Raw genomic sequence first — 20,546 nt, 5'->3', positions numbered from 1 at the left:
AGCGTCTATATGACTGATATAAATTGTCTTCTTAACTGAAAAAACGGATATTCGCACATGTCTTGAACCAAATTAATAGGTAAGTAGCTGACTTCTTTTCCCTGATTGCTAAACGAAGAAAGCATGGTATAATAGATATATTAAATTTGTGTGTACAAATTTAATATATAGCTTACAATTTAATAGGTATGCATAAAATGGAGGTCGACAATGAAGTTTCCACATGATTTTTTATTTGGTGCAGCATCTGCTTCTTACCAGGTGGAAGGAGCATGGAATGAAGATGGCAAAGGAAAGACAAACTGGGATGTATTCTCGAAGATACCAGGCAAGACTTTCGAGGGAACAAACGGAGACGTCGCTATTGACCATTATCACCGCTACAAAGAAGATATTAAATTAATGGCCGAAATGGGGCTAGAATCATACCGTTTCTCTGTATCATGGGCAAGAATCTTGCCTACCGGGGACGGAGAGGTAAATCCTAAAGGCTTGGAATTCTATAATAATCTAATTGATGAATGTTTAAAACACGGAATTGTACCATTTGTGACACTATATCATTGGGATTTGCCAATTACTTTAGAAGAGGATGGCGGCTGGACGAACAGACGCACTGCGGATGCATTCGTTAAATATGCTGAAATCTGCTTCCGTGAATTTGGTGATCGTGTAAAGCACTGGATTACCTTCAACGAAACAGTTATGTTTACCGGATTAGGCTACTTAAAAGGTGCACATCCGCCAGGCATTACAAATGATGAAAAGAAATACTTCCAAGCAACACACTATGTGTTTTATGCCCATGCAAAAGCAGTAGAAGTGTATAAAAGCTTAAAGCAATATGGCGAAATTGGTATTACTCACGTATTTTTACCTGCCTACAGTGTAGATGAAAAGCCAGAAAATATTGCAGCTGCTCAGCATGCGAATGAATATGAAACTTTTTGGTATTATGATCCGATTTTAAAAGGAGAATATCCTGCGTATGTCGTTAAGCAACTAGAGGAAAAAGGCTGGACTCCAACCTGGACAGAAGAAGAGCTGAACACATTGAAAAGTAATGCTGAAAACAATGACTTTATCGGCTTAAATTATTACCAGCCAATTCGTGTTGAAAAAATCGCCGAAGGTTCTCTAACAGTAGAACATTCACGGGAATCATCTACTCTTGCACCAGGAAATCCTTCCTTTGACGGATATTACCGCACAGTGAAAATGGACGATAAAACATATACAAAATGGGGCTGGGAAATCTCGCCGCAAGGCTTTCTTGATGGGCTGCATATGTTAAAAGGACGTTATGGCGATATAAAAATGTATGTCACAGAAAATGGCCTTGGTGATGAGGATCCAATTATTGATGGGGAAATAGTGGATGTTCCAAGAATAAAATATATCGAAGAGCATTTAAAGGTTGTCAAACTTGCAATAAGCGAAGGCATTAACTTAAAAGGCTATTATGCATGGTCAGTCATTGATTTATTAAGCTGGCTAAACGGATTCAAGAAGCAGTATGGCTTTATTTATGTGGACCATTCTGACAATCTGAACAGAAAGAAAAAGCTCTCGTTTCATTGGTACAAGCATATTATTGAAACGAGGGGAGAAGAGCTGTAAGAAATAGGACGAACGAAACCTCCTAATTATGTTAGGAGGTTTTTTTCTACATGCTTAAACTCCAATTTATTACATTTTCATTTTAATCAAGGAGGTTATTGTTTACAATAGAACCATAACCAATTATTACATATTTTTTAAAGGAGATAATATGGCAGTCAAATATAGAGAGATAGCAGATTCTTTAGAAAAGGATATTAGAGAAGGCATATTTGATGCATCTAATAAGCTGCCGACTGAGGAAGAGTTGGCAAAACAATTTGAGGTAAGCAGAAGCACGGTCAGGAAAGCTGTTACCCAGCTAGTCAATCGGGGATATATTTATCAGGTGCAGGGGAGCGGCATGTTTTTAAGGAAAAAGTCGGAAACAGATTATATTAATCTAGGCAGTCTGCGGGGACTGACAAAGGATTTGTCAGCGAAAACAATCGAAACGAAAATACTGGAGCTTCGTGTTATAGAAGCAGAAGAAGAGGTTGCAAATAGGATGCAATGCGAACCTGGCACAAAATTGTATTATACAAAACGTATCCGAATAGTAAATGAAGAACCTTTCTCGATTGAACTCAGCTACTTTAAAAAAGACATCGTTCCTTATTTAAATAAGGATATTGCCATCCAATCTATCTATACCTATTTAATTGATGACTTAAGACTGAACATCGGGTTTGCCGACAAAGTTATCAATTGTGAATTAATGGATGAGGAAACCGCCTTTTTGCTTAACCTGAACGCGGGAGACCCTGGGTTAATTATAGAAAATACCGTATCGCTTACGAACGGCAGTATATTTGAGTTGTCTAAATCTATCTTTCATTATCAAAAAGCAAAAATCCTGGATAGGGTTAGTTTTAAGTGAATACCTTTAAATAGCAAAAAAGTACATCCATTACAACAGGATGTACTTTTTTACGGTTAAATGTGGACTGCTTCCTTGTTAGAAGTTACAGTGAAGCTTCCTTTAGACAGCTTTACAACAACATCTGATTTTTGGGCAATATTCTGATCATGTGTGACGACAACCACACATTTTCCTTCATTATGGGCAAGATCCTTCAGGATTCCAACAATTTCTTGAGCGGTTGTTTCATCCAGATTCCCTGTAGGCTCGTCTGCCACAATAAGGTCTGCATCGCAGCAAAGCGCTCTGGCAATAGAGACACGCTGCTGCTGACCGCCGCTTAATGTTAGAACCTTTTGACCGGCTTGTTCAGCAGTAATACCCATTTTTGTAAGCATTTCTAGGGCATATTCTTTTTTGTTTTTATGACTTGATCCTGTAATTTCCATAGCTGTTGTCACATTTTGCAAGGCTGTCATATAAGGCAAAAGATTATACGATTGGAAAACAATTGAGACATACTTATTGCGAAACTTGGTGAGTCCGATTTTTTTTATGTCTTTTCCTTCATACAGAACTGCACCTTCCTTAGGCACATCAAGGGCGCTTGCAAGGGCAAGGAAAGTAGTCTTTCCTGAGCCTGAAGGGCCAATAATCGTATAGAAAATCCCTCTGTCAAATGCTACATTTATATTCTTTAAAATATCGACTTTCTTGTTTTCATGTTTATACCAGTAACTGATATTCTGTAATTCTAATAATGAACTCATTACTCCATCTCCCATCAATCAATGTTAATCCTGTTTGCTTAAGATAGTTTTAGGCTGCAGCCTCAGTACGGACAAGGATGGCAGCAAGGCTGAAATAACGGCAATTAATGCACCAATCATCGCTAATAATCCTAGGTCCTGACCTGTTGCGCTGACATCCAGCTCATCAATCGTTTCAACGCCAGCTGTTGAAGCTGCAGTCGATGTCATGACTTTGCCGAAACCGCCGCCGCCTCTGAAGGATTCTGGTGTGGTACTTGTCTCACTTGAAGCAATTTCTTGGCTCAGCAGTTGATCACTAACTTTGCCAGCAACGGCATTCCCGCTTACTGTTGCAATGCCAAGTGACAGAACGGCCACTAAAAGAATTTCGACGATAAATTGACCTGCTAGCTTCCAGCGCTGTTCACCTAGTGCAAGCAGCACACCCATTTCGTATTTTCTCTCCCTAATGGACATCATTACAATCAACCCTAAGATGATGGCGCCGGCAATGGAAACTAGATAAACAATATTTTTCGAGAAACTTGCAACATTTTCAATTGGACCTACCATTTGTTGATAAAGGTCATCGTTTGCATCCAGTTTGAATGAATCAAAATCAATGCTGCTTTCCGATTTAGCTTGAGCAACGAATGCTTCCATGTCAGCTGGATCATCAATATAATAAACAGCATTATCAATCGTACCTTCATAATCCGCGCCTTTCAGGTCAGATGCAGCTGTATATGGAACATAAATTTTGTTATAAGGAATCATGGCAGTAAAGTCCATTGCTTGGTCAGAGCCAGTGGAAGTGGTAGCGTAAATACCTTTGATTTCTAGCTCAATAGAAATGGAATCATCTTGCGGGTTTGTGACAGTTAGCGTATCACCGACCTGCAGATCATTTTCTTCCGCAAGAGTCTGCTCGATTACGGCTACATTTTTGCCGACATCTTCATCTGTAAGATGCTCTCCATCTATAATTTCAGACGTGCTGTCCATAAAATCAGTATAGGAATCAGTAAAGGTTACACCTTGCAGACTGACATCTCCCTGCATACCGCCGCCCATTCTGACAACACCTTCTCCTGTTTCTGCTTCTTCCTCCGTTTCAGTACTTGTACTATTTTCAATCGGATCAAAGCTAGAAGCTAAACCAGTAGTTGATGAATAGAAATTATAGCCTTTAATTTGGTTATATGTTGTTAGTTCTTCTGCTGCTTTGACTTCAATTGGCGTAGACTGGAATCTAACTCGTTCACCATCCTCAGAAGATTGTGACTGCATCTGCTCACGCAATTTCTCCATGTCCACCTGTAAAGTTACATCGGCACCGAGCTGCTTTCTCGCGAGATCACTTGATTTTTTTGCCGCCGTTTGAATAGATAAACCTGCCAGTACGAGTACACAAATAACCGAAAATACAAAAATCTGCAGCAGGCTTTTCCCCTTTCTAGCTTTAACACTTAAAAATGCTCGTTTTAAAAAATTCATGTTTTCTCTCCTTTATCTGTTTTTCACAAACACCACTATATATAGAAATGGTGAAAACTTGGTGAAAAGGAAAAAGACAGGCGATAACCTGTCTTAGAAGGGAAGTTTGCTAGATTATGATACAGAATTACTTTCCTCTAATGTAACTTCCGATTGCTTATGGAATCGTGCTTTCCATAAGATGAAGAAGGATAGCAACACTAACAGCAGACAAACTAGATTAACAAAGCGAAATCCTATATAAGTAGCAATAAATCCTCCACCTAAATTTCCGACTAATCTCCCAATGGTAGAGCCATTAGAATAAATAGTTGCTGATATTCCAGGAGAAGAGGGCAGCAATTCTGTGAAATAACTTAGCCCATTTCCCATAACAATTGCTACAAAAACAGCTTGGAGGAGCTGTGCGGCTATTAAAATCCACGAATGAGACGCAGTTGCTAAAATAATGTAGTAAACACCGGCTATGAAACAGCTAATAATCATTAACGAATGATTGGATATTTTTTTTCCTAAAGCACCGAGGCCAATCATAATAGGAATTTCTAAACCTGCACAAACACTGACCACAATTCCGACAACTGCGTGACTTCCGTGCAGCTCGTTCACAATGAACAGTGGTGTGTTAATTACGTTTATAGCATTTACTGCAAAAAGAAGGATGAAGGCGATAAATGGGTATCTTATTTGTTTGTTTTTTAGAGAAGATGCGGGAACTGGCAATTTATTATGTCTTTTCGTATAAACAGTGTTCCTTTGATTGCTCAGAAAAAAGAATACTAGAGATGCAATAATTAGAAAGATAACAGAGGTTCCAAGAAATAACCCTTTATAACCAGCCAATCCTAAAATAATTGTCCCGCCTAGGGGCCCAATAAGAAAACCTAATGAAACAAGGGAACGCAAAGTAGACAGTGCAAATGTTTTATCATCACTCTTGCTTGAATTTGCCGACTCCTGTGCGAAAGCAAAGATTTGCGGCATCGCAGCAGCACCTAATCCGTTAAATACAGTAACCACTAATAACAGCAGAAAATAGTTATGAAATAGTAGGTAAGACACATAACCTAAAGCGGATGAAAGCATAGCTATGATTATCACCAATTTTCGGTTGACCCCGCTATCTGACCGTTTTGCAATGAAAGAGTTTATTAATACACCACTCAGCGAGCTTACAGCCATAAAGACCCCAAATGCCCCTGCGCTCATTCCTAGTTCCTCAGTAGAATACAGAGATAAGTACGGCATCGTAATGGAAATTCCTGTACCGACAAGCAGCATACAAACCATGAAAAGACAATACCCTTTGATTGTGAATAGTTTTTTTATACGTATCAGCATTTCTTTTCCCCACCTTTACATAACTACAGAAAAATTAGCAGCACTTAATCATTTAAAATATACTTTTCAAAAGCATAAGCCACCCCATTTTCATCATTTGATAGTGTGGTAATATCACTATGCTTTTTTACTTCTTCTTCGGCATTTCCCATGGCAATCGCCAGCCCAGCTGCCTGAAACATAGGTATATCATTTATTTCATCTCCGATAGCTACTGTATTTTCGATTGGAATATTAAAAAAGCGTGCCATTGCTTTTAAGCCATTTCCTTTATTTCCGTTAATATGTGTAACTTCAAGATTGAATGGCGAAGAAGAGGCTACATAAATTTCTTCAATTAACTCTAATTGGGATCTCAACCGATCTTTTTGAATCGGATCAAGTCCTAGGATAAGAAACTTTATAACCGTGGATTCATTATTTAGTATTTCTTCAGGATTATGAAAGAATGACTGACCGTAAACATGTGGAGGTGTTGTGAACATTTTGTAATCCTTGTGATCAAGATACTCATTTGGGACAAGACCAGATGCCAAAACTTTTTCATATCGATCAAGCCAGTCTTTATGGGCAAATGTACGAATATTTGTACAGACTTTATATGGCATTGATTCTTTTTCTAGTTCTAACATAATTTTTTGACATTGAAGAAGGGGAAGAGAGGTTAGTTCTATTAATTGGCCATTAGCATATATTTCCGTGCCGTTATTTCCACCAACATGTAAATCTAAATCATATTTAGCAAGTTCAGATATAACCGGTGTAGCTGATCGGCCTGTTAAAGCCATAACGATATGGCCTTGTTCCTGTGCTTTTCTGATTGCTTGTATCGTTTCGTTACTAATTTCTTTTTTTGAGTTCAACGTAGTACCGTCCAAATCAAGTGCAATAAGCTTCATATAATTCTCTCCCTGCGTTGTGAAATTGTAATAGCAATAAAGAAAGCGTTATCATTAAAATATTGATTTATATAGACCAATATGACTTGGTAATTCATTATCATTTTTTTACCGTGAATCGTCAATACGAGTTACTGAACAATTTCTGTCAAAATGTTTAATAATAAACAAATTCAGTGAAATTAACAATTGATACAATTTTACACATGTTTTATTAAGTTACATGCAGCTTCCATGTCATGCTAGTAATGCAAAAATGGGTAACCACCAGGTTACCCATTTTTGCTCTTAAAGATTTCTATCTAATAAGATCCCCACTTGCAATGCCATTTCCTCCGGTGAAATTGGCATGTCATTTATAACCCACCACTCCACTAAACCCGCATACGATGTCACAATAAATTGAAGCAGAACATCTTCATTTAATTCCTTATTTTTAGCAATAGCTGTATCAACTTCATCCTTAAATTCTTCTATAAGAAATTCATGAAATTGACTGCGAAAATAAGGAGCACCTTTGCTTTTAAGCATAGTAGAAATAAACAAATAATGGCTCTCGAGGTATTTAAACCAAGGTAGATTAGCTTCACTGTATTCCGAATCTGCCGTGGCTTCACATAATTCCCGAAGATTATTAATATGTTCTTCAATAAGCTTTTCCAGCAAATCATATTTATCTAAGTAATGAAGATAAATAGTCCCCCTGCTTACATTTGCTCTGTCAGAAATATCTTGGATGGTAACATCATCAAACTTCTTTTCAGACATTAACTCTATAAGAGCTTTTTTTATTGCTTCTTGTGATTTCAGTATTCTTCTATCTATTTTAGCCAAAATTACCTCACCACTCTAAAATATTCTCTCTATGATTATATGATAAATTAAATGGTTGGATAAGTACTATTTAGGTTTAAAAATGTCAATAACCTTAAATACACTTGTTTCAGTCTTACTTTTATGGAGCAAAGTCAGCCGCTGTTCTCAAGATGAAAATACTATAATCATTAGAACAGGAATAATGGAACAAACGGAAAAGTCATTTGTCTTTCCTGCAGTAAAATGGAATAGCTAGAAGTTTAGAATTACTGCAGCGCATGTTGATTCTGTTGAAGATATAATAGGAGAAATACAAAACTTTTCTTCAGAAGAACAATTCCCAACACCTATAATTATTCCAACTATTTTAACAAAGGTATAACCTAGTGGGAAATAAAGGATATAAATACCTCTGAGGCGATTTCCATTAAATCTGGGATACGTACATAAAAGCTATACCTGAATAAATACTGAAAAAGCGAATTTGACATTCATGAGTCAAGTTCGCTTTTTCTATGAAGTCTGTGTTTTCAAATAAACACTCTACATAATAAGCAGCAATTTAGTAAAAATTACTTTATATATCACTATTTGGAGGAATATTTGGATGGCGGAAACCTTAAAGAAAATAAGTGTTAATAATATAAAGAAATCTTTAGGAGATCCAGCTGACTTAATAATACGCTCCATTACATTAAATCTAAACGATAAAAAGCTGAATTGTTCTCTTGTATTTATTGCAGGTATTGTAAATGAAAGTGATATAGAAAATTTCATTATCAGACCTTTACAGCGGGTTTCTCCAACTACACAAGTAATTAACTTAATGGCAGTTATGGAAAAAGAAATGATTCAGGTAAAGTCGGTAGCGGTTATCCAGTTATATAAAGACGCGCTAAAAGACTTACTGAATGGAAAGACTTTGATTTTATTGGAAGACATAGAGGATGTGCTTGTTGTTAACACTTCTAGCTGGAAGGAACGTTCTTTAACGGAAGCAGAGGGACAACGTGTTGCGAAAGGGCCTTTAATTGGCTTTAATGAAAACTTAGCAACAAATATAGCAATCATGAGAAAAGCTCTTAAAAACGAACAGCTGCGATTAGAAAATTATACATTTGGCAGCGAAACGAATACTGATATCTGTGTTATCTATTTAGACAATATCGTCGATAAAGAGATATTGGCCGAATTAAATAATAGATTGGCAAAAATAGAAACGAGTAAGATATTGGATGCGAATTATATAGAAGAATATATACGGGACCAGTTTCTCACGCCGTTTCCGCTAGTGTTGACAACGGACCGGCCTGATGTAGTAACAGGTGAAATTACCGATGGGAAAATTGGCATTCTGATTGAGGGGTCACCGTATGCGTTAGTAGTACCGGCATTATTTCTGCAATTTCTGCAGTCGCCTGATGATTATTATTTTGTTAATGGTGGTGTCACAAGACTGCTTCGAATACTCGCCTTGGCAATGGCTATATATCTGCCAGCATACTACTTGGCATTTGTTACATATCATCCTGGCCTGCTGCCATTTGATTTAGTATTGAGTCTAGCTTCTCAAAGGGAAGGTAAGCCATTGCCCTTAGTGGTGGAATTACTGCTGTTCATGTTTCTGTTTCAAATTATTATTGAAGGAGCATTGCGTTTACCGAAAGGCTTAGTTTCGGTTGTATCAATTGTTGGAACCATAATAATTGGTCAATCTGCTGTTGAAGCTGGCTTAGTACAGCCAGCTACATTACTGGTTGTCAGCATGTCCTATATATTTAGTTTTGTAGCTCCAATAATTACATTGGCTACTGCAGTGCGGACATTAAGGTACGGATTTATCATCATAGCTGCTTTTTTAGGTTTATATGGAATCATTCTTGCTACTTTAGCATTAACTTTTCATTTAAATCATTTGCGTTCATTTGGTGTACCTTATTTTGCTCCACTGTTTCCTTTTAACTTAAAGGATCAGAAGGACGCTATTTATCGTTTTCCATTAGATAAACTTTCTAACAAGCATCAATTTCAGCATGAGGAATTTGTTAGAAAAAAAAGAGACTAATAAAGGACAGGAAGCATGATGAAAACATTAGGTATTATTACATTCCTTTCGTTGTTTGCGGTACTTTCTCTTGGCAACATAAATCGTAATGAGTTAAATGAAATAGCGCTCGTCTATGCAGTAGGAATAGACATGGAATCAGATAATTATGCTGTTTCCTTGCAAGTAATCAATCCGCAGCCTCCTATTAGTCAAACAGATAAAATGCCGGTCATTGTATACGAGGCTAAAGCGAAAAGCATAGGAAAAGCAATTGAAATGGTTTCAAAAAAAATTTCCAGACAGTTAAGTCCTGCACAAGTCCAGTTAATTGTAATCGGGGAAGAATTAGCTGAAACGAAAGGTATAAATAATGTGCTCAATTATATATTACGTGAGCCTGGATTAACTTCCATATTAGATATTCTAATTACAAAAGACATAAGTGCCTATGATGTATTGAAAGTGGTTTCATTTATGGAAGATATCCCTGGAAATGAAATTGTAAAAGCTCTTAGAAATACGGAGGAAAACTGGGGCTCACATCAAAGAGTATATCCAACCCAAGTAAAGGCAGACATTCTTTCAAGAGGAAAGGAGGCCGTTATTCCTACCATTTCTTTATATGGGAAGGAACATTTAGCCGAAGAAAAAGCCCTCTTAGAATCAACGGCACCAAAATCATATCTAGAATTTTCAGGATTAACGCTTTTAAATGAAGACAAAAAGGTTGGCTGGTTAAATGATAACCAAAGTAGAGCGTATTACTTAATAAAAGATAGGTTAAAACATAGTTATTTCAGCTCTTATTGTCCTAATGATGACAATAAGGAGGAGTTTGGGTTAACCATTATTCACTCCAAAACAGCTATCCATGGAAAGATAACGAAGGGAAAACCGAAATTTACGATAAAAGTAGTGGTAACAGGGGATTTAGACGAATTAAATTGCGATCTGGACATTTCAAAACCAGCAGGAATAAAAAAAGTGGAAGATCTGATGGAAAAACAAATAGAAGAAGGTTTAAAGGACTTACTTGTTCAATCACAAGCCATGAATGCCGACTTTATCGGTTTTGGGGATGTACTTCGTATTGACGATAAGGATAGTTGGAAGGAAATTGAAGATAGTTGGCAAAGTGAAATATATGCCACTTCAACATTTGCTATTGAGACAAAGGTAATCGTCCGGAACTTTGGAGATCTTAATATAGCTAATTAACTAAAGGGCAAAAGAGGTGGATGATATGGAGATCAAAAGAATAGGATCATTAGAATTAGCATCCATGATTATTTTGTTTCAGTTGGGAAGTTCTATAGTATTAGGCATGGGAATGGAAGCGGGGAAAGATGCCTGGATTGCAATCGGGATAAGCACGCTTATTGGGATAGCCATCCATTTCTGTTATATAGCCTTATATAGAGCAGGCGGTGCAAGCAAAAACTTCACAAGTATTTTACAGGAAGCTTTTAGTCGTCCGTTGGGCATTTTTTTAGCTGGATTATACTATCTATATTTTTTATATTTAGCTGCTAGGGTGACAGCTGATTTTGCTTTTTTTATTAATGAAGTGCTTTTGTGGAGTGTTAGAGCTTGGGTTATTAAATTATCCATCCTTTTGTTAGTGGCATATGTTTGCTATTTAGGAATAGAGACATTGGGGAGATCTTCGGAAGCTTTAACTTTAATGATGATTTCTTTTCTACTGTTGGTTATCGTCTCCATGTTTTTCCTTGAAGAATTCGACTTAAACAATTTAAGGCCCATCTTAGAAAATGGTTATAGCCCAATCATAAAAGCTGTATTTCCGACCTTAATCACTTTTCCATTTGGTGAAGTAATCGTTTTCCTTTGTTATTATCAGTATGTAAAGTCCTTTCCTTCCTTCCAAAAGCACGGCTGGCTGGCGGTCCTTATTTCTGGATTCATTCTTATGGTCATATCTATTTTAAATATCGGCTTCTTAACGGCAGAATTAGCTAAATTCTTTATCTTTCCTTTTATGAAAACAATAGAGCATATTAATTTTTTGAATTTTATTAGGCATTTGGAATTATTAGCTGTGTTAATTTTTACAATCGGCGGCCTTATAAAAATCAGTATTTTTTCATTTGCGGGAATACAGGGGCTTGCAGGGATATTTAAAATAAAAAAAGACCAGAAGATGATTATTCCATTCTTACTGACTGTTTATATCATTAGTGTTGTATTTATGAAAAACTTCAGTATTCATCTTTTTATTGGCTTAAAGATTGTTCCGTTATATATTCATCTTTTTTTTCAGCTGTTTATGCCAATTTTATGTTTATTCCTTTTAGTAATAAAATTACTTTGGAGAAAGAGAAAAAGACTGAGGCAGACTCACAGTTAGGATGAAGTTTTTCAAAAACATTACCGTCAGTGTGAAGGAAATATACTGGCTTTGCAGAATCTAAACAAATCAGAAACTTTAATCAAGGAGGAATACATGATGAGAATCATTGTAAATAGTATCTTTGTCCAGGATCAAGACAAGGCATTAACGTTTTATACAGAAAAGCTTGGTTTTGTAAAAAAGGAGGATGTGCCGGTCGGAGAGTTCAGGTGGATCACCCTTGTGTCACCTGAAGACCAAGATGGTACAGAGTTGTTACTCGAACCCAATAACCATCCAGCGGCAAAAGAGTATCAACAGAAAATATACGCAGAAGGCATTCCTGCCACAATGTTCGGCGTTCCGGATATACATAAAGAGTATCAGCGATTACTTGGCGGTGGCATAGAATTTACTATGGAACCAACAGTAATGGGGGAATTCACAATAGCTGTTTTTAATGATACATGCGGTAACCTTATTCAGATAATAGAGAAGTAACTGCCATTTACTTAGCCCTGTTCTAAACAGGAGTTGGTGAAATAAACAGCATCGATAAATAGAAATATTTAATCGGGAGTCTTCCTTAAATGGGAGACTCCCGATTATGTTTCAGTGACTTTGAGATTTAATTGGCAAACATTAACAGATACAAATATCTTTCTATCTTCCTTTGTTACCATTTATAATGAGTCTAAAGTAATGTTTTTAGGACTATAGTAGGAGTGTGGTGATGGTTAATTTAATATTGTATTTAATCGTATGCTGTATTATTTGTGTTACTTTGTTGACTTTAAATATGTATGTAACAACAACAGTTACCGGGAAGAAAATGCATGAAGCAATATATACTTTGTTTTTAGCCATTTTATGCGGCTTTATTATTTCTATTATTCCATACATATGTCTGTTAAGTATAAGCGTAATTGAATTATCACCTGAAAGTTTAAAGCTAACATTGAAAAATACTTTATATACCTTTTTATTCTGCTTTGTGAGTTTTTGGCTCATGAGTTTAATCGGAAAAATTGCCATTAAACCATCTAGATTTAACACAAATAAAAAGAAAGGAGTCATTCCTTATCTAGTATTAAGTGTTGTAGTTGCTGCTTTTATCGTAATTTACATAGTTTATTTATTAGAAAGAGTTTATTCTATTCCTTTGTACTTAAATAATGTAAATGTTCTTTATACAGCTGCACTATTAACTACATCTATTTATAATATTGCGAGAATTATTGAGCATCTTCATATTGACCAATTAATGATTAACAGAAGTATAACTTATACGAAGAGTACTACCTTTTATACGGTATTTAGTATTTCCTTTGGTTCAATCATTTATATGTTTATCCAAAGTCTCTTCCAAGTTGCAGATTTTTCTATCGTTATGATTTCTATTCTCAGCGTGCTTATCTTATTTATCATCACGATTAATTATATTGAAAATCAATTGATCTACCAGAATGGAATGGTAGAGAATCAGAATATGAAACTTAAAATAAATGAACAGCAATATAGATCTTTATTTCAATATAATCCAAATGCAATTTTTATATTAGATTTAAAAGGGAATTTTAAAGAAGTTAATCCGTCCGTTTTACCATTAACGGGGTACACATTAAGTGAAATTCTTCAGTCGAAAATAACCGACCTAGTGTTGAAAGAAGAAACTGAGAGATTAAAAGCATTTTTTAATGAGGTAATTAAAGGGAACAGTATTAGTGTTGAAACCTTTATTCTTACTAAAAATAAGCAAGTAGTAAATCTGAATATAACAGCATCTCAAATCAAAATAGATAATTCTTTAACAGGTATTTATGTTATTGCCCAGGATATAACAGAGCAAAATCAAGTCCAAGAAAAGGTAAACTTCTTAGCTTATCATGATGAGCTTACTGGACTGCTAAATCGGCGCGGTATTTATAAACAAGTAGATGAGCAAATTAATCAGGGCACTAGTTTTGCGACTATTTTAATTGATGTGGATATGTTCAAGGATATTAATGATCATCTCGGTCATGCAGCTGGAGACTCATTACTTAAGCTTATTACAATGAGATTGCAGAAAACCATCAAAGGGAAAGGGGTAATTGGCAGACTTGGTGGAGATGAATTTCTTATCTGCTTAACTGAAATTAAGAACTCAGCAGAAGTTAAAAGATTAATAAAAGACATTCAAACAGAAATGAAGCAGCCTTTTCAAATAGAAGGTGGACAAAAAGACATTACGTTGAGTATCGGTATCTCCTACTATCCAAATGATGGGAATAATTGTGATACATTAATCAAACATGCGGATATGGCAATGTATGCTGCCAAAAAAGCTGGACGTAATAATTATTCCGAATATGAAGCAAGCTTGGAAAAAGACATGCTTTCTAAAATTACGATGTATGAAGAATTAAAAAATGCTATTGAGGAACAACAATTTGAACTCTATTACCAACCTAAACATAGTATTAAAGATGAAAAAATAGTAGGTGTCGAAGCGCTTATACGCTGGCATCACCCTCAGCAAGGCTTTGTCAGCCCTGGAGACTTTATTCCGTTAGCAGAGGAAACAAATTTAATTATTCCGCTAGGGAATTGGATTATTAGAAGAGCATTATCGCAATTTAGAGAATGGGGGATAAGGTTTCCGATGGACTTTCAATTATCAATAAATATTTCACCAAAGCAGTTCATTGCTGAGAATTTTATCCCAGTCTTATTGGATAGTATAGAAGAGTTTTCCGTGCCTCCAGAACAAATAGATTTAGAAATTACGGAGAGCTTAGCGATAGAAAATACAGAATTAACGAGAGATAAAATTAATCTACTAAAAGGCATTGGCTTTAAAATTACCATGGATGATTTTGGTACTGGATATACGTCATTAACTTATCTATCTAAATTTCCTTTAGATAGAATTAAGATAGATCAATCCTTTATTAAGGATATTCCCAGCAATAAGAACCATGCTGCCATTGTTCAATCTTTAGTGTCGGTTGCTAAAAATCTTGATATCAAAGTAACAGCAGAAGGTGTAGAAACAAAGCAACAATTACAAGTCTTGCAAGATTGGGATTGTGATGAGATTCAAGGGTATTTTTACAGTAAACCATTACATTCACGAGTATTTAGCGATTATTGGGATAAATATGAAAACAAAATAAAATAGAAGCAAATAAAACCACACCAACATTCATCATAATATTAGGGTGTGGTTTTTACATTATATTGAAATTGTTAGCTCGTTTTTAGCAAGTTTATTCTATGGTGTGAGATTTTCTAGAGGTGTTAGAAAATGTAAAGTAACAACCTCATGCTTTACTCCCTAGACAGTAGAGATTTTTTATTTTACAAAAATGCTAATAACTATTATAGTTATTAAAGAGTCTTTATGTCTTTAATTAATATTATGAGCATAGTATATGAAAAAAGGAGCGCGAAATATAATGGAATTCTGGGAATCCAGCTTTATTGAAAAACAAATGATGTGGGGATACGAACCGACAGATTCAGCGATTTTAACAAAGGATTTTTTCCTTGAAAAGAATGTAAAGGATGTACTTATACCAGGGATTGGCTATGGTAGGAATGCGAAGGTTTTCCTTGAAAATGAAATCAATGTTACAGGTATTGAGATTTCCCAAACAGCCATTGACTTGGCGAAGCAAAATGGAGTTAATTGCAAAATTTTTCATGGATCTGTTAGTGACATGCCTTATGATAATAAGCAATACGACGGTATATTTTCTCATGCTCTGCTTCACTTGTTAAATAGCGAAGAGAGAAAGAAGTTTATTAGTGATTGCTACAACCAGTTAAAACCGAATGGATACATGGTCTTTACCACTGTTTCCAAAAAAGCCCCAATGTTTGGTAAGGGTAAACAGTTAGCGGAAGACTATTTCGAAATTATGGAAGATGTGAAAATGTTTTTTTATGATTCTGCTTCAATAGATGAAGACTTTAAAAACTTTGGATTGGTAGAGGCGATAGAAGTGGATGAACCAAATAAACATAGTGAAAATAAATCATCTATAAATTTTCTCGTGGTAAAATGTCAGAAAAAATGATGTGTTGTAGGTATTTCTTGCAGCTCGCTAGTCAAAAAAGTGAGGGAGGCACCAATTTGGTGCTTCTCTTTTTTTTCTACTTCTAACTATAACCCATTTCTATTTTAAACTATGAAGAATATCAACTAAAAATCTATATAATAGTTTATTCTCATCAAAAAAATTATAAAAAAAATGCTTGAAATTCTGAAAAAATTTTTGATATAGTTAAAAACAGACCGGTTGGTATGTGGAGGTGTGCTACGGAAATGGATACTAAATCGCTGATAATCGAGATCGCGACTAATCTTTTTCAACAGAAAGGCTATAAGGGGGTAGGAGTTAACGAAATACTGAAGGAATGCAATCTTACAAAGGGTGGTCTTTATCACCATTTCCCTGGCGGAAAGGAAGAGCTGCTTATTGCTTGTCTGCAATCGATGAACAAGGCGATAACAGAGGATATTGAAGTAATATTTAATCAATATCCAACAACAATTGAAGCAACACAAGCGATGATTAGTAAATTGATTGCTGTATTTGATCAAGAGGGCACGATTGCCGGCTATACGTTCAACAGTATTGTCAGTGAAATGGCATCATTAAGTGAGCCTGTCCGCAATGCTTGTTCTTCTTTATATACAAAGATTCAAGGCATTTACGCAGCCAAGCTGATAGATGATGGCTTTTCAGACGTAAAGGCTAAGTCGATTGCACTAATGATGACGGCATCAATTGAAGGTGGGATGATGCTTTGCCTAACAGAAAAGGCAAGCGAACCACTAAAAACAATCTCAAGTGTGTTGCCGAATATATTAAAGGAGACTTAGTAATGGATCAACAAATAAATGCAGGGCCTAATGTAGGCTCTGCAGCAGAGCAACAGATCAAAACCGGACCGATAATGGCTGCGCTTTTAGTCGCAGGCTTTGTCGGGCTTTTTAGTGAAACAGCGTTAAATATTGCTTTAGGAGAATTAAGCAGCCTTTTCCAAACAAATGCGACAACGATTCAATGGCTGGCAACAGGTTATTTTCTAACATTAGGAATATTAGTTCCTGTTACAGGGATAATGATGCAAAAGTTTACAACAAGGCAAATGTTTCTAACATCTATCTTTTTGACATTGGCTGGAACGATTTTAGCAGCCTCTGCGCCTGTATTTGGAGTCTTGCTGGCAGGGCGTGTTATTCAAGCCGCAGGGCTTGCGATTAATTTGCCTTTAACACAAAATGTCATCTTTACGATTTTTCCTCCTAATAAACGAGGTGGTGCCATGGGGATTATGGGGCTTGTGATGCTTGCAGGACCAGCGCTTGGTCCGACGATAGCTGGTCTGATTTTGGACACGTTATCATGGAATTGGATATTTTGGGTTACAATACCGTTCTTATTGTTCTCCCTGATTTTCGGATTTATTTATTTGCCGAATGTCAATGAGCTGCGTAAAGTTTCAATAGACGCACTGTCTGTCACCCTGTCGACAATTGGCTTCGGTGGGATTGTTTACGGAGTAAGTGTGGGCGGTGAGCATGATGGCTGGACGAGTCCGACTGTCATTATATCAATCATCATCGGTTTAATCGCACTTGTGCTGTTTGCAGTCCGGCAAACGAAGATGGAACATCCTATGCTGAATTTAAAAGCATTTTCGTATCCGCTGTTTGTTCTTGGCGTATTCATGAGCTTTATTACTTTCTTTAACATGCTTTCTATGCTTATCATCTTGCCGATGTATATGCAGATGGCACTTATGCTTGCTGCCTTTACATCAGGACTTATTTTGCTGCCAGGAAGCTTGCTAAACTGTGTGTTAGCACCGATTATTGGCAAGCTGTTTGATAAATATGGACCTAGAGCGGTCATAACACCAGGTACTTTACTTGTAGCTATCGGGTATATTATTTATTCACAATTTGGCACTGATACAGCACTATGGATGATTGCCTTAACGCATATTATTATGATGCTTGGAATTGGAGCAGTGCTTGCATCTGTCCAAACAAATACACTGAACTCCTTGCCAAAACAGTACTATCCAGACGGTATTGCTTTGACGCAAACGATTCAGCAAGTATCTGGCGCCATAGGAATTGCAGTGATGGTATCCTTATTATCAGCGAATCAGACAAGCTATCTTGAAGGCGTTGCTAATGCTCCTGCAGAGGCAGCAGCATCTGGTTCATCCTTTGTCTTTACGATTAGTTTAGTGTTGGCATTCGTTAATTTTGTACTGTCCCTATTTATGAAAAAGCCAAGCTAACCAATTTTTAAAAACCCAGTCCATTTAATAACTTCGTAAAAGTTTACTTTTGCGAAGTTTATTTTATGTAATTATCACCTTTAACGCTTTGCTATGTTATTTTCTTATTTTCTTAAAAATAGGTATGACCAATGGGGAGAAGCGGTTTCTGACAACAGCTCGCATTAATATATTATATGGTATTAAGAAATTTCTTAAGGAAGTGAGGGACAAGCATTTTTTTTGGAAGCAATATTACTTGGGAGGAAAAAGCATTATACACTAAGTATTCGGGAACATAGATGGTGGAATTAGTCTTTTGGCAGAGCAATATGAATGTTCAATAGAAATAAACATATGATGATGTAGCTAAGTAAAGAATTTTGTTGTTCATTAAGTATGTTATAAGCAGGACGATGAAAAAAATAAAGAAATAAACCTTTTGTTTCCTTAGGTATTGCACAGTTTTACTAAGTTAAGTATCAGGCTTTAGAGAAATAAGCTGCCCAAATAAATGATGTAAACTCTCATAATGTGCAGTGTCTTCAAAGACTAATGCTCGTTTCTTATTAAGTAATTATTCTTCTGACAAAACATTTGCACTCAAAAACCTTTAAGAGATTCTTAGTATAATTCCCCTAGCATACCATTAAAACCTCCCTTTTCACTTACTTTGAAAGGTGCACTATTTTATAAGTGCACCTCTTTTTCTTGTTTTAAATATTCTTGCAAACAGCTGTATTAATGTCCTTCATGCATTTTCATCATTTTCTTGTCAGGTCTTATAAATAGGTAAATGAGCGGTAACAGAAGGGGACAACATTATGCATCTTCATTTAGATTTTGTTTTATTTGAAAAGCATAAGAAAAAAAGGACGGAGAGAAAAAACATCATCATCATGATGATTGTAAATGCAAGCATAAGCATGATCACAAATGTGACTACAAATGTGCAGAAGGTATTAAAGAAGAATTGAAAAGACTTCGAGGCCGCCTTGTTAAAGTAATAGTAGATGGTGGGTATTTCATAGGTTTAGTTGGCAATGTAGACTGTGATAAATTGATTTTAGGTCCTGCTCCTTTCTATTATCCTGTAACTATTTCACTTTGTGAAATTAATGGAGTAGTAGAATTGCCATACTATCCTTATTTCAATGAAACAGAAGAATTATCTGTTGCTGATCAACTAGCAATGAACTTTGCTGGTGTTCCAGAAGTAGAAGAAGAAGAAGAATATATGCAAAAAGCAAGGGTGTACTCTTATGAGTGCACCCTTGCTTTTTTTTGTTACCCTATCAAGTGAAGGCAAAACTCCAAGTCAGCCTGCAAATGATCTTTCATCAGTTGTTCTGCTTTTTGCCCATCTCTAAGCTTTATTGCTTCAAATATCTGTTCATGCTCATCGATGAGATGAGGCCGGTTATAAAACACAACCGTTTTTCTAAAAAGATAGATGGTAGACTGCATACGATCGATAATATCAATCATGACAGGATTATTGCTTGATTGAACGATGATTTCATGAAAACGCTCATTTGCTTTCATGATTTCGTCCACTGTTCCGTTTCTTCCAATCTCGACACATTCTAATAATTCTTCCAGCTCTTTTTCTTTTATGTACGATGCAGCACACTGGGCAGAATAGCCTTCAAGCAAAATGCGGACTTGAAACATGTTGCGCAGGTCCTTTTCAGTCGGCTTCACGACACGTTTATTGACGATTAATCCTTCATGCTCTAATTTACGGATAGACTCCCTGATTGGTGTTCTGCTAACTCCTAATTCGGCGGCAATCTTTTCTTCCACAATTTTTGTGCCACCAGATAATTCACCGTTTAATATCTTGTCCCGCAGTATCTCATATGATTGATGATAAGCAGGCCGTGAACGGTTATTTCCAAACATAGCTTCACCCTCCAAGAACAACTACTATTTACAAGTATCTTACCAAACAATAGAAAAAATTAATACTTAGATAATATTTTTGTATACAAAAATATAAAAATTGTATACATTTTTTATGTAATCGTGTACAATGGGGTTGTGAATAACTGAAAACGATTGCAGTAGTTGTAAAATTCACACTGCATTCATAATA

Annotated in this window: 18 protein-coding genes; 12 read left to right on the top strand and 6 right to left on the bottom strand. The window is 36.0% G+C overall.

Features of this window, described 5'->3' with window-relative positions; all coding sequences use genetic code 11:
• Positions 1-210 precede the first annotated feature (210 nt).
• Complete coding sequence (locus MKX82_RS20775; RefSeq protein ID WP_251646512.1) at positions 211-1,620, top strand: GH1 family beta-glucosidase; 1,410 nt, start codon at positions 211-213, stop codon at positions 1,618-1,620.
• A 151-nt stretch (positions 1,621-1,771) separates the two neighbouring features.
• The gene (locus MKX82_RS20770) at positions 1,772-2,479 is read left to right on the top strand and encodes a GntR family transcriptional regulator (RefSeq protein WP_341079816.1); all 708 of its coding nucleotides are present in this window, start codon (positions 1,772-1,774) and stop codon (positions 2,477-2,479) included.
• 56 nt (positions 2,480-2,535) lie between these two features.
• Here the strand turns inward: MKX82_RS20770 and MKX82_RS20765 are convergent, their stop codons facing one another.
• The 5 genes from MKX82_RS20765 to MKX82_RS20745 form a co-directional block, all read right to left on the bottom strand.
• Positions 2,536-3,231: an ABC transporter ATP-binding protein gene (locus tag MKX82_RS20765; RefSeq protein WP_233318179.1), complete on the bottom strand. Its 696-nt coding sequence runs from the start codon at positions 3,229-3,231 to the stop codon at positions 2,536-2,538.
• 24 nt (positions 3,232-3,255) lie between these two features.
• Complete coding sequence (locus MKX82_RS20760) at positions 3,256-4,710, bottom strand: ABC transporter permease (protein WP_341079814.1); 1,455 nt, start codon at positions 4,708-4,710, stop codon at positions 3,256-3,258.
• Between the two features lie 114 nt (positions 4,711-4,824).
• On the bottom strand, positions 4,825-6,051 hold the full coding sequence (locus tag MKX82_RS20755) for a sugar efflux transporter (RefSeq protein ID WP_341079812.1): 1,227 nt from the start codon (positions 6,049-6,051) through the stop codon (positions 4,825-4,827).
• Positions 6,052-6,095: 44 nt separating this feature from the next.
• A complete protein-coding gene (locus MKX82_RS20750; RefSeq protein WP_237943297.1) occupies positions 6,096-6,950 on the bottom strand; it encodes a Cof-type HAD-IIB family hydrolase in 855 nt (284 codons plus the stop codon).
• 288 nt (positions 6,951-7,238) lie between these two features.
• Positions 7,239-7,784 (bottom strand): TetR/AcrR family transcriptional regulator, encoded by a 546-nt coding sequence (locus tag MKX82_RS20745; protein ID WP_233318172.1) that lies wholly within the window; start codon positions 7,782-7,784, stop codon positions 7,239-7,241.
• Positions 7,785-8,373: 589 nt separating this feature from the next.
• On the opposite strand from MKX82_RS20745, the gene MKX82_RS20740 reads away from it, so the two are divergent.
• The 10 genes from MKX82_RS20740 (at position 8,374) to MKX82_RS20695 (ending at position 19,751) form a co-directional block, all read left to right on the top strand.
• A complete protein-coding gene (locus MKX82_RS20740) occupies positions 8,374-9,831 on the top strand; it encodes a spore germination protein (protein ID WP_341079809.1) in 1,458 nt (485 codons plus the stop codon).
• 15 nt (positions 9,832-9,846) lie between these two features.
• On the top strand, positions 9,847-11,031 hold the full coding sequence (locus tag MKX82_RS20735) for a Ger(x)C family spore germination protein (protein WP_341079808.1): 1,185 nt from the start codon (positions 9,847-9,849) through the stop codon (positions 11,029-11,031).
• Positions 11,032-11,056: 25 nt separating this feature from the next.
• Positions 11,057-12,181: a GerAB/ArcD/ProY family transporter gene (locus tag MKX82_RS20730; protein ID WP_341079806.1), complete on the top strand. Its 1,125-nt coding sequence runs from the start codon at positions 11,057-11,059 to the stop codon at positions 12,179-12,181.
• 99 nt (positions 12,182-12,280) lie between these two features.
• Positions 12,281-12,664 carry a VOC family protein gene (locus MKX82_RS20725; RefSeq protein WP_251646541.1) on the top strand — a complete coding sequence of 128 codons (384 nt, stop codon included), beginning with the start codon at positions 12,281-12,283 and terminating at the stop codon, positions 12,662-12,664.
• A gap of 232 nt (positions 12,665-12,896) precedes the next feature.
• Entirely contained in the window at positions 12,897-15,326 is a 2,430-nt protein-coding gene (locus tag MKX82_RS20720; protein ID WP_341079805.1) for an EAL domain-containing protein, read from the top strand.
• A gap of 277 nt (positions 15,327-15,603) precedes the next feature.
• A complete protein-coding gene (locus MKX82_RS20715) occupies positions 15,604-16,227 on the top strand; it encodes a class I SAM-dependent methyltransferase (protein WP_341079804.1) in 624 nt (207 codons plus the stop codon).
• 248 nt (positions 16,228-16,475) lie between these two features.
• Positions 16,476-17,036, top strand: a complete 561-nt coding sequence (locus MKX82_RS20710; RefSeq protein WP_233318161.1) for a TetR/AcrR family transcriptional regulator — start codon at positions 16,476-16,478, stop codon at positions 17,034-17,036.
• 2 nt (positions 17,037-17,038) lie between these two features.
• Positions 17,039-18,469, top strand: a complete 1,431-nt coding sequence (locus MKX82_RS20705; protein ID WP_341079803.1) for a DHA2 family efflux MFS transporter permease subunit — start codon at positions 17,039-17,041, stop codon at positions 18,467-18,469.
• An 803-nt stretch (positions 18,470-19,272) separates the two neighbouring features.
• Complete coding sequence (locus MKX82_RS20700; RefSeq protein WP_341079801.1) at positions 19,273-19,425, top strand: hypothetical protein; 153 nt, start codon at positions 19,273-19,275, stop codon at positions 19,423-19,425.
• Positions 19,422-19,751, top strand: coding sequence for a hypothetical protein (locus tag MKX82_RS20695; protein ID WP_341079799.1), 330 nt, complete (start codon positions 19,422-19,424; stop codon positions 19,749-19,751). The genes MKX82_RS20700 and MKX82_RS20695 overlap by 4 nt, the downstream gene beginning before the upstream one ends.
• On the opposite strand, the gene MKX82_RS20690 is transcribed toward MKX82_RS20695, so the two are convergent.
• A complete protein-coding gene (locus tag MKX82_RS20690; protein WP_233318154.1) occupies positions 19,736-20,353 on the bottom strand; it encodes a GntR family transcriptional regulator in 618 nt (205 codons plus the stop codon). The two genes, MKX82_RS20695 and MKX82_RS20690, sit on opposite strands and share 16 nt — an antisense overlap.
• Positions 20,354-20,546: the final 193 nt, after the last annotated feature.

This window comes from Niallia sp. FSL R7-0271, from assembly GCF_038005785.1.
Classification (GTDB): domain Bacteria; phylum Bacillota; class Bacilli; order Bacillales; family Cytobacillaceae; genus Niallia.
The sequence above is the reverse complement of the archived record's forward strand: the minus strand, read 5'-3'. Positions and strand labels throughout refer to the sequence as shown.

Coding starts and splice junctions, on each gene's coding strand:
- MKX82_RS20775 (WP_251646512.1), top strand. CDS start 211: ATGAAGTTTCCACATGATTTTTTATTTGGTGCAGCATCTGCTTCTTAC.
- MKX82_RS20770 (WP_341079816.1), top strand. CDS start 1,772: ATGGCAGTCAAATATAGAGAGATAGCAGATTCTTTAGAAAAGGATATT.
- MKX82_RS20765 (WP_233318179.1), bottom strand. CDS start 3,231: ATGAGTTCATTATTAGAATTACAGAATATCAGTTACTGGTATAAACAT.
- MKX82_RS20760 (WP_341079814.1), bottom strand. CDS start 4,710: ATGAATTTTTTAAAACGAGCATTTTTAAGTGTTAAAGCTAGAAAGGGG.
- MKX82_RS20755 (WP_341079812.1), bottom strand. CDS start 6,051: ATGCTGATACGTATAAAAAAACTATTCACAATCAAAGGGTATTGTCTT.
- MKX82_RS20750 (WP_237943297.1), bottom strand. CDS start 6,950: ATGAAGCTTATTGCACTTGATTTGGACGGTACTACGTTGAACTCAAAA.
- MKX82_RS20740 (WP_341079809.1), top strand. CDS start 8,374: ATGGCGGAAACCTTAAAGAAAATAAGTGTTAATAATATAAAGAAATCT.
- MKX82_RS20735 (WP_341079808.1), top strand. CDS start 9,847: ATGATGAAAACATTAGGTATTATTACATTCCTTTCGTTGTTTGCGGTA.
- MKX82_RS20730 (WP_341079806.1), top strand. CDS start 11,057: ATGGAGATCAAAAGAATAGGATCATTAGAATTAGCATCCATGATTATT.
- MKX82_RS20725 (WP_251646541.1), top strand. CDS start 12,281: ATGAGAATCATTGTAAATAGTATCTTTGTCCAGGATCAAGACAAGGCA.
- MKX82_RS20720 (WP_341079805.1), top strand. CDS start 12,897: ATGGTTAATTTAATATTGTATTTAATCGTATGCTGTATTATTTGTGTT.
- MKX82_RS20715 (WP_341079804.1), top strand. CDS start 15,604: ATGGAATTCTGGGAATCCAGCTTTATTGAAAAACAAATGATGTGGGGA.
- MKX82_RS20710 (WP_233318161.1), top strand. CDS start 16,476: ATGGATACTAAATCGCTGATAATCGAGATCGCGACTAATCTTTTTCAA.
- MKX82_RS20705 (WP_341079803.1), top strand. CDS start 17,039: ATGGATCAACAAATAAATGCAGGGCCTAATGTAGGCTCTGCAGCAGAG.
- MKX82_RS20700 (WP_341079801.1), top strand. CDS start 19,273: ATGCATCTTCATTTAGATTTTGTTTTATTTGAAAAGCATAAGAAAAAA.
- MKX82_RS20690 (WP_233318154.1), bottom strand. CDS start 20,353: ATGTTTGGAAATAACCGTTCACGGCCTGCTTATCATCAATCATATGAG.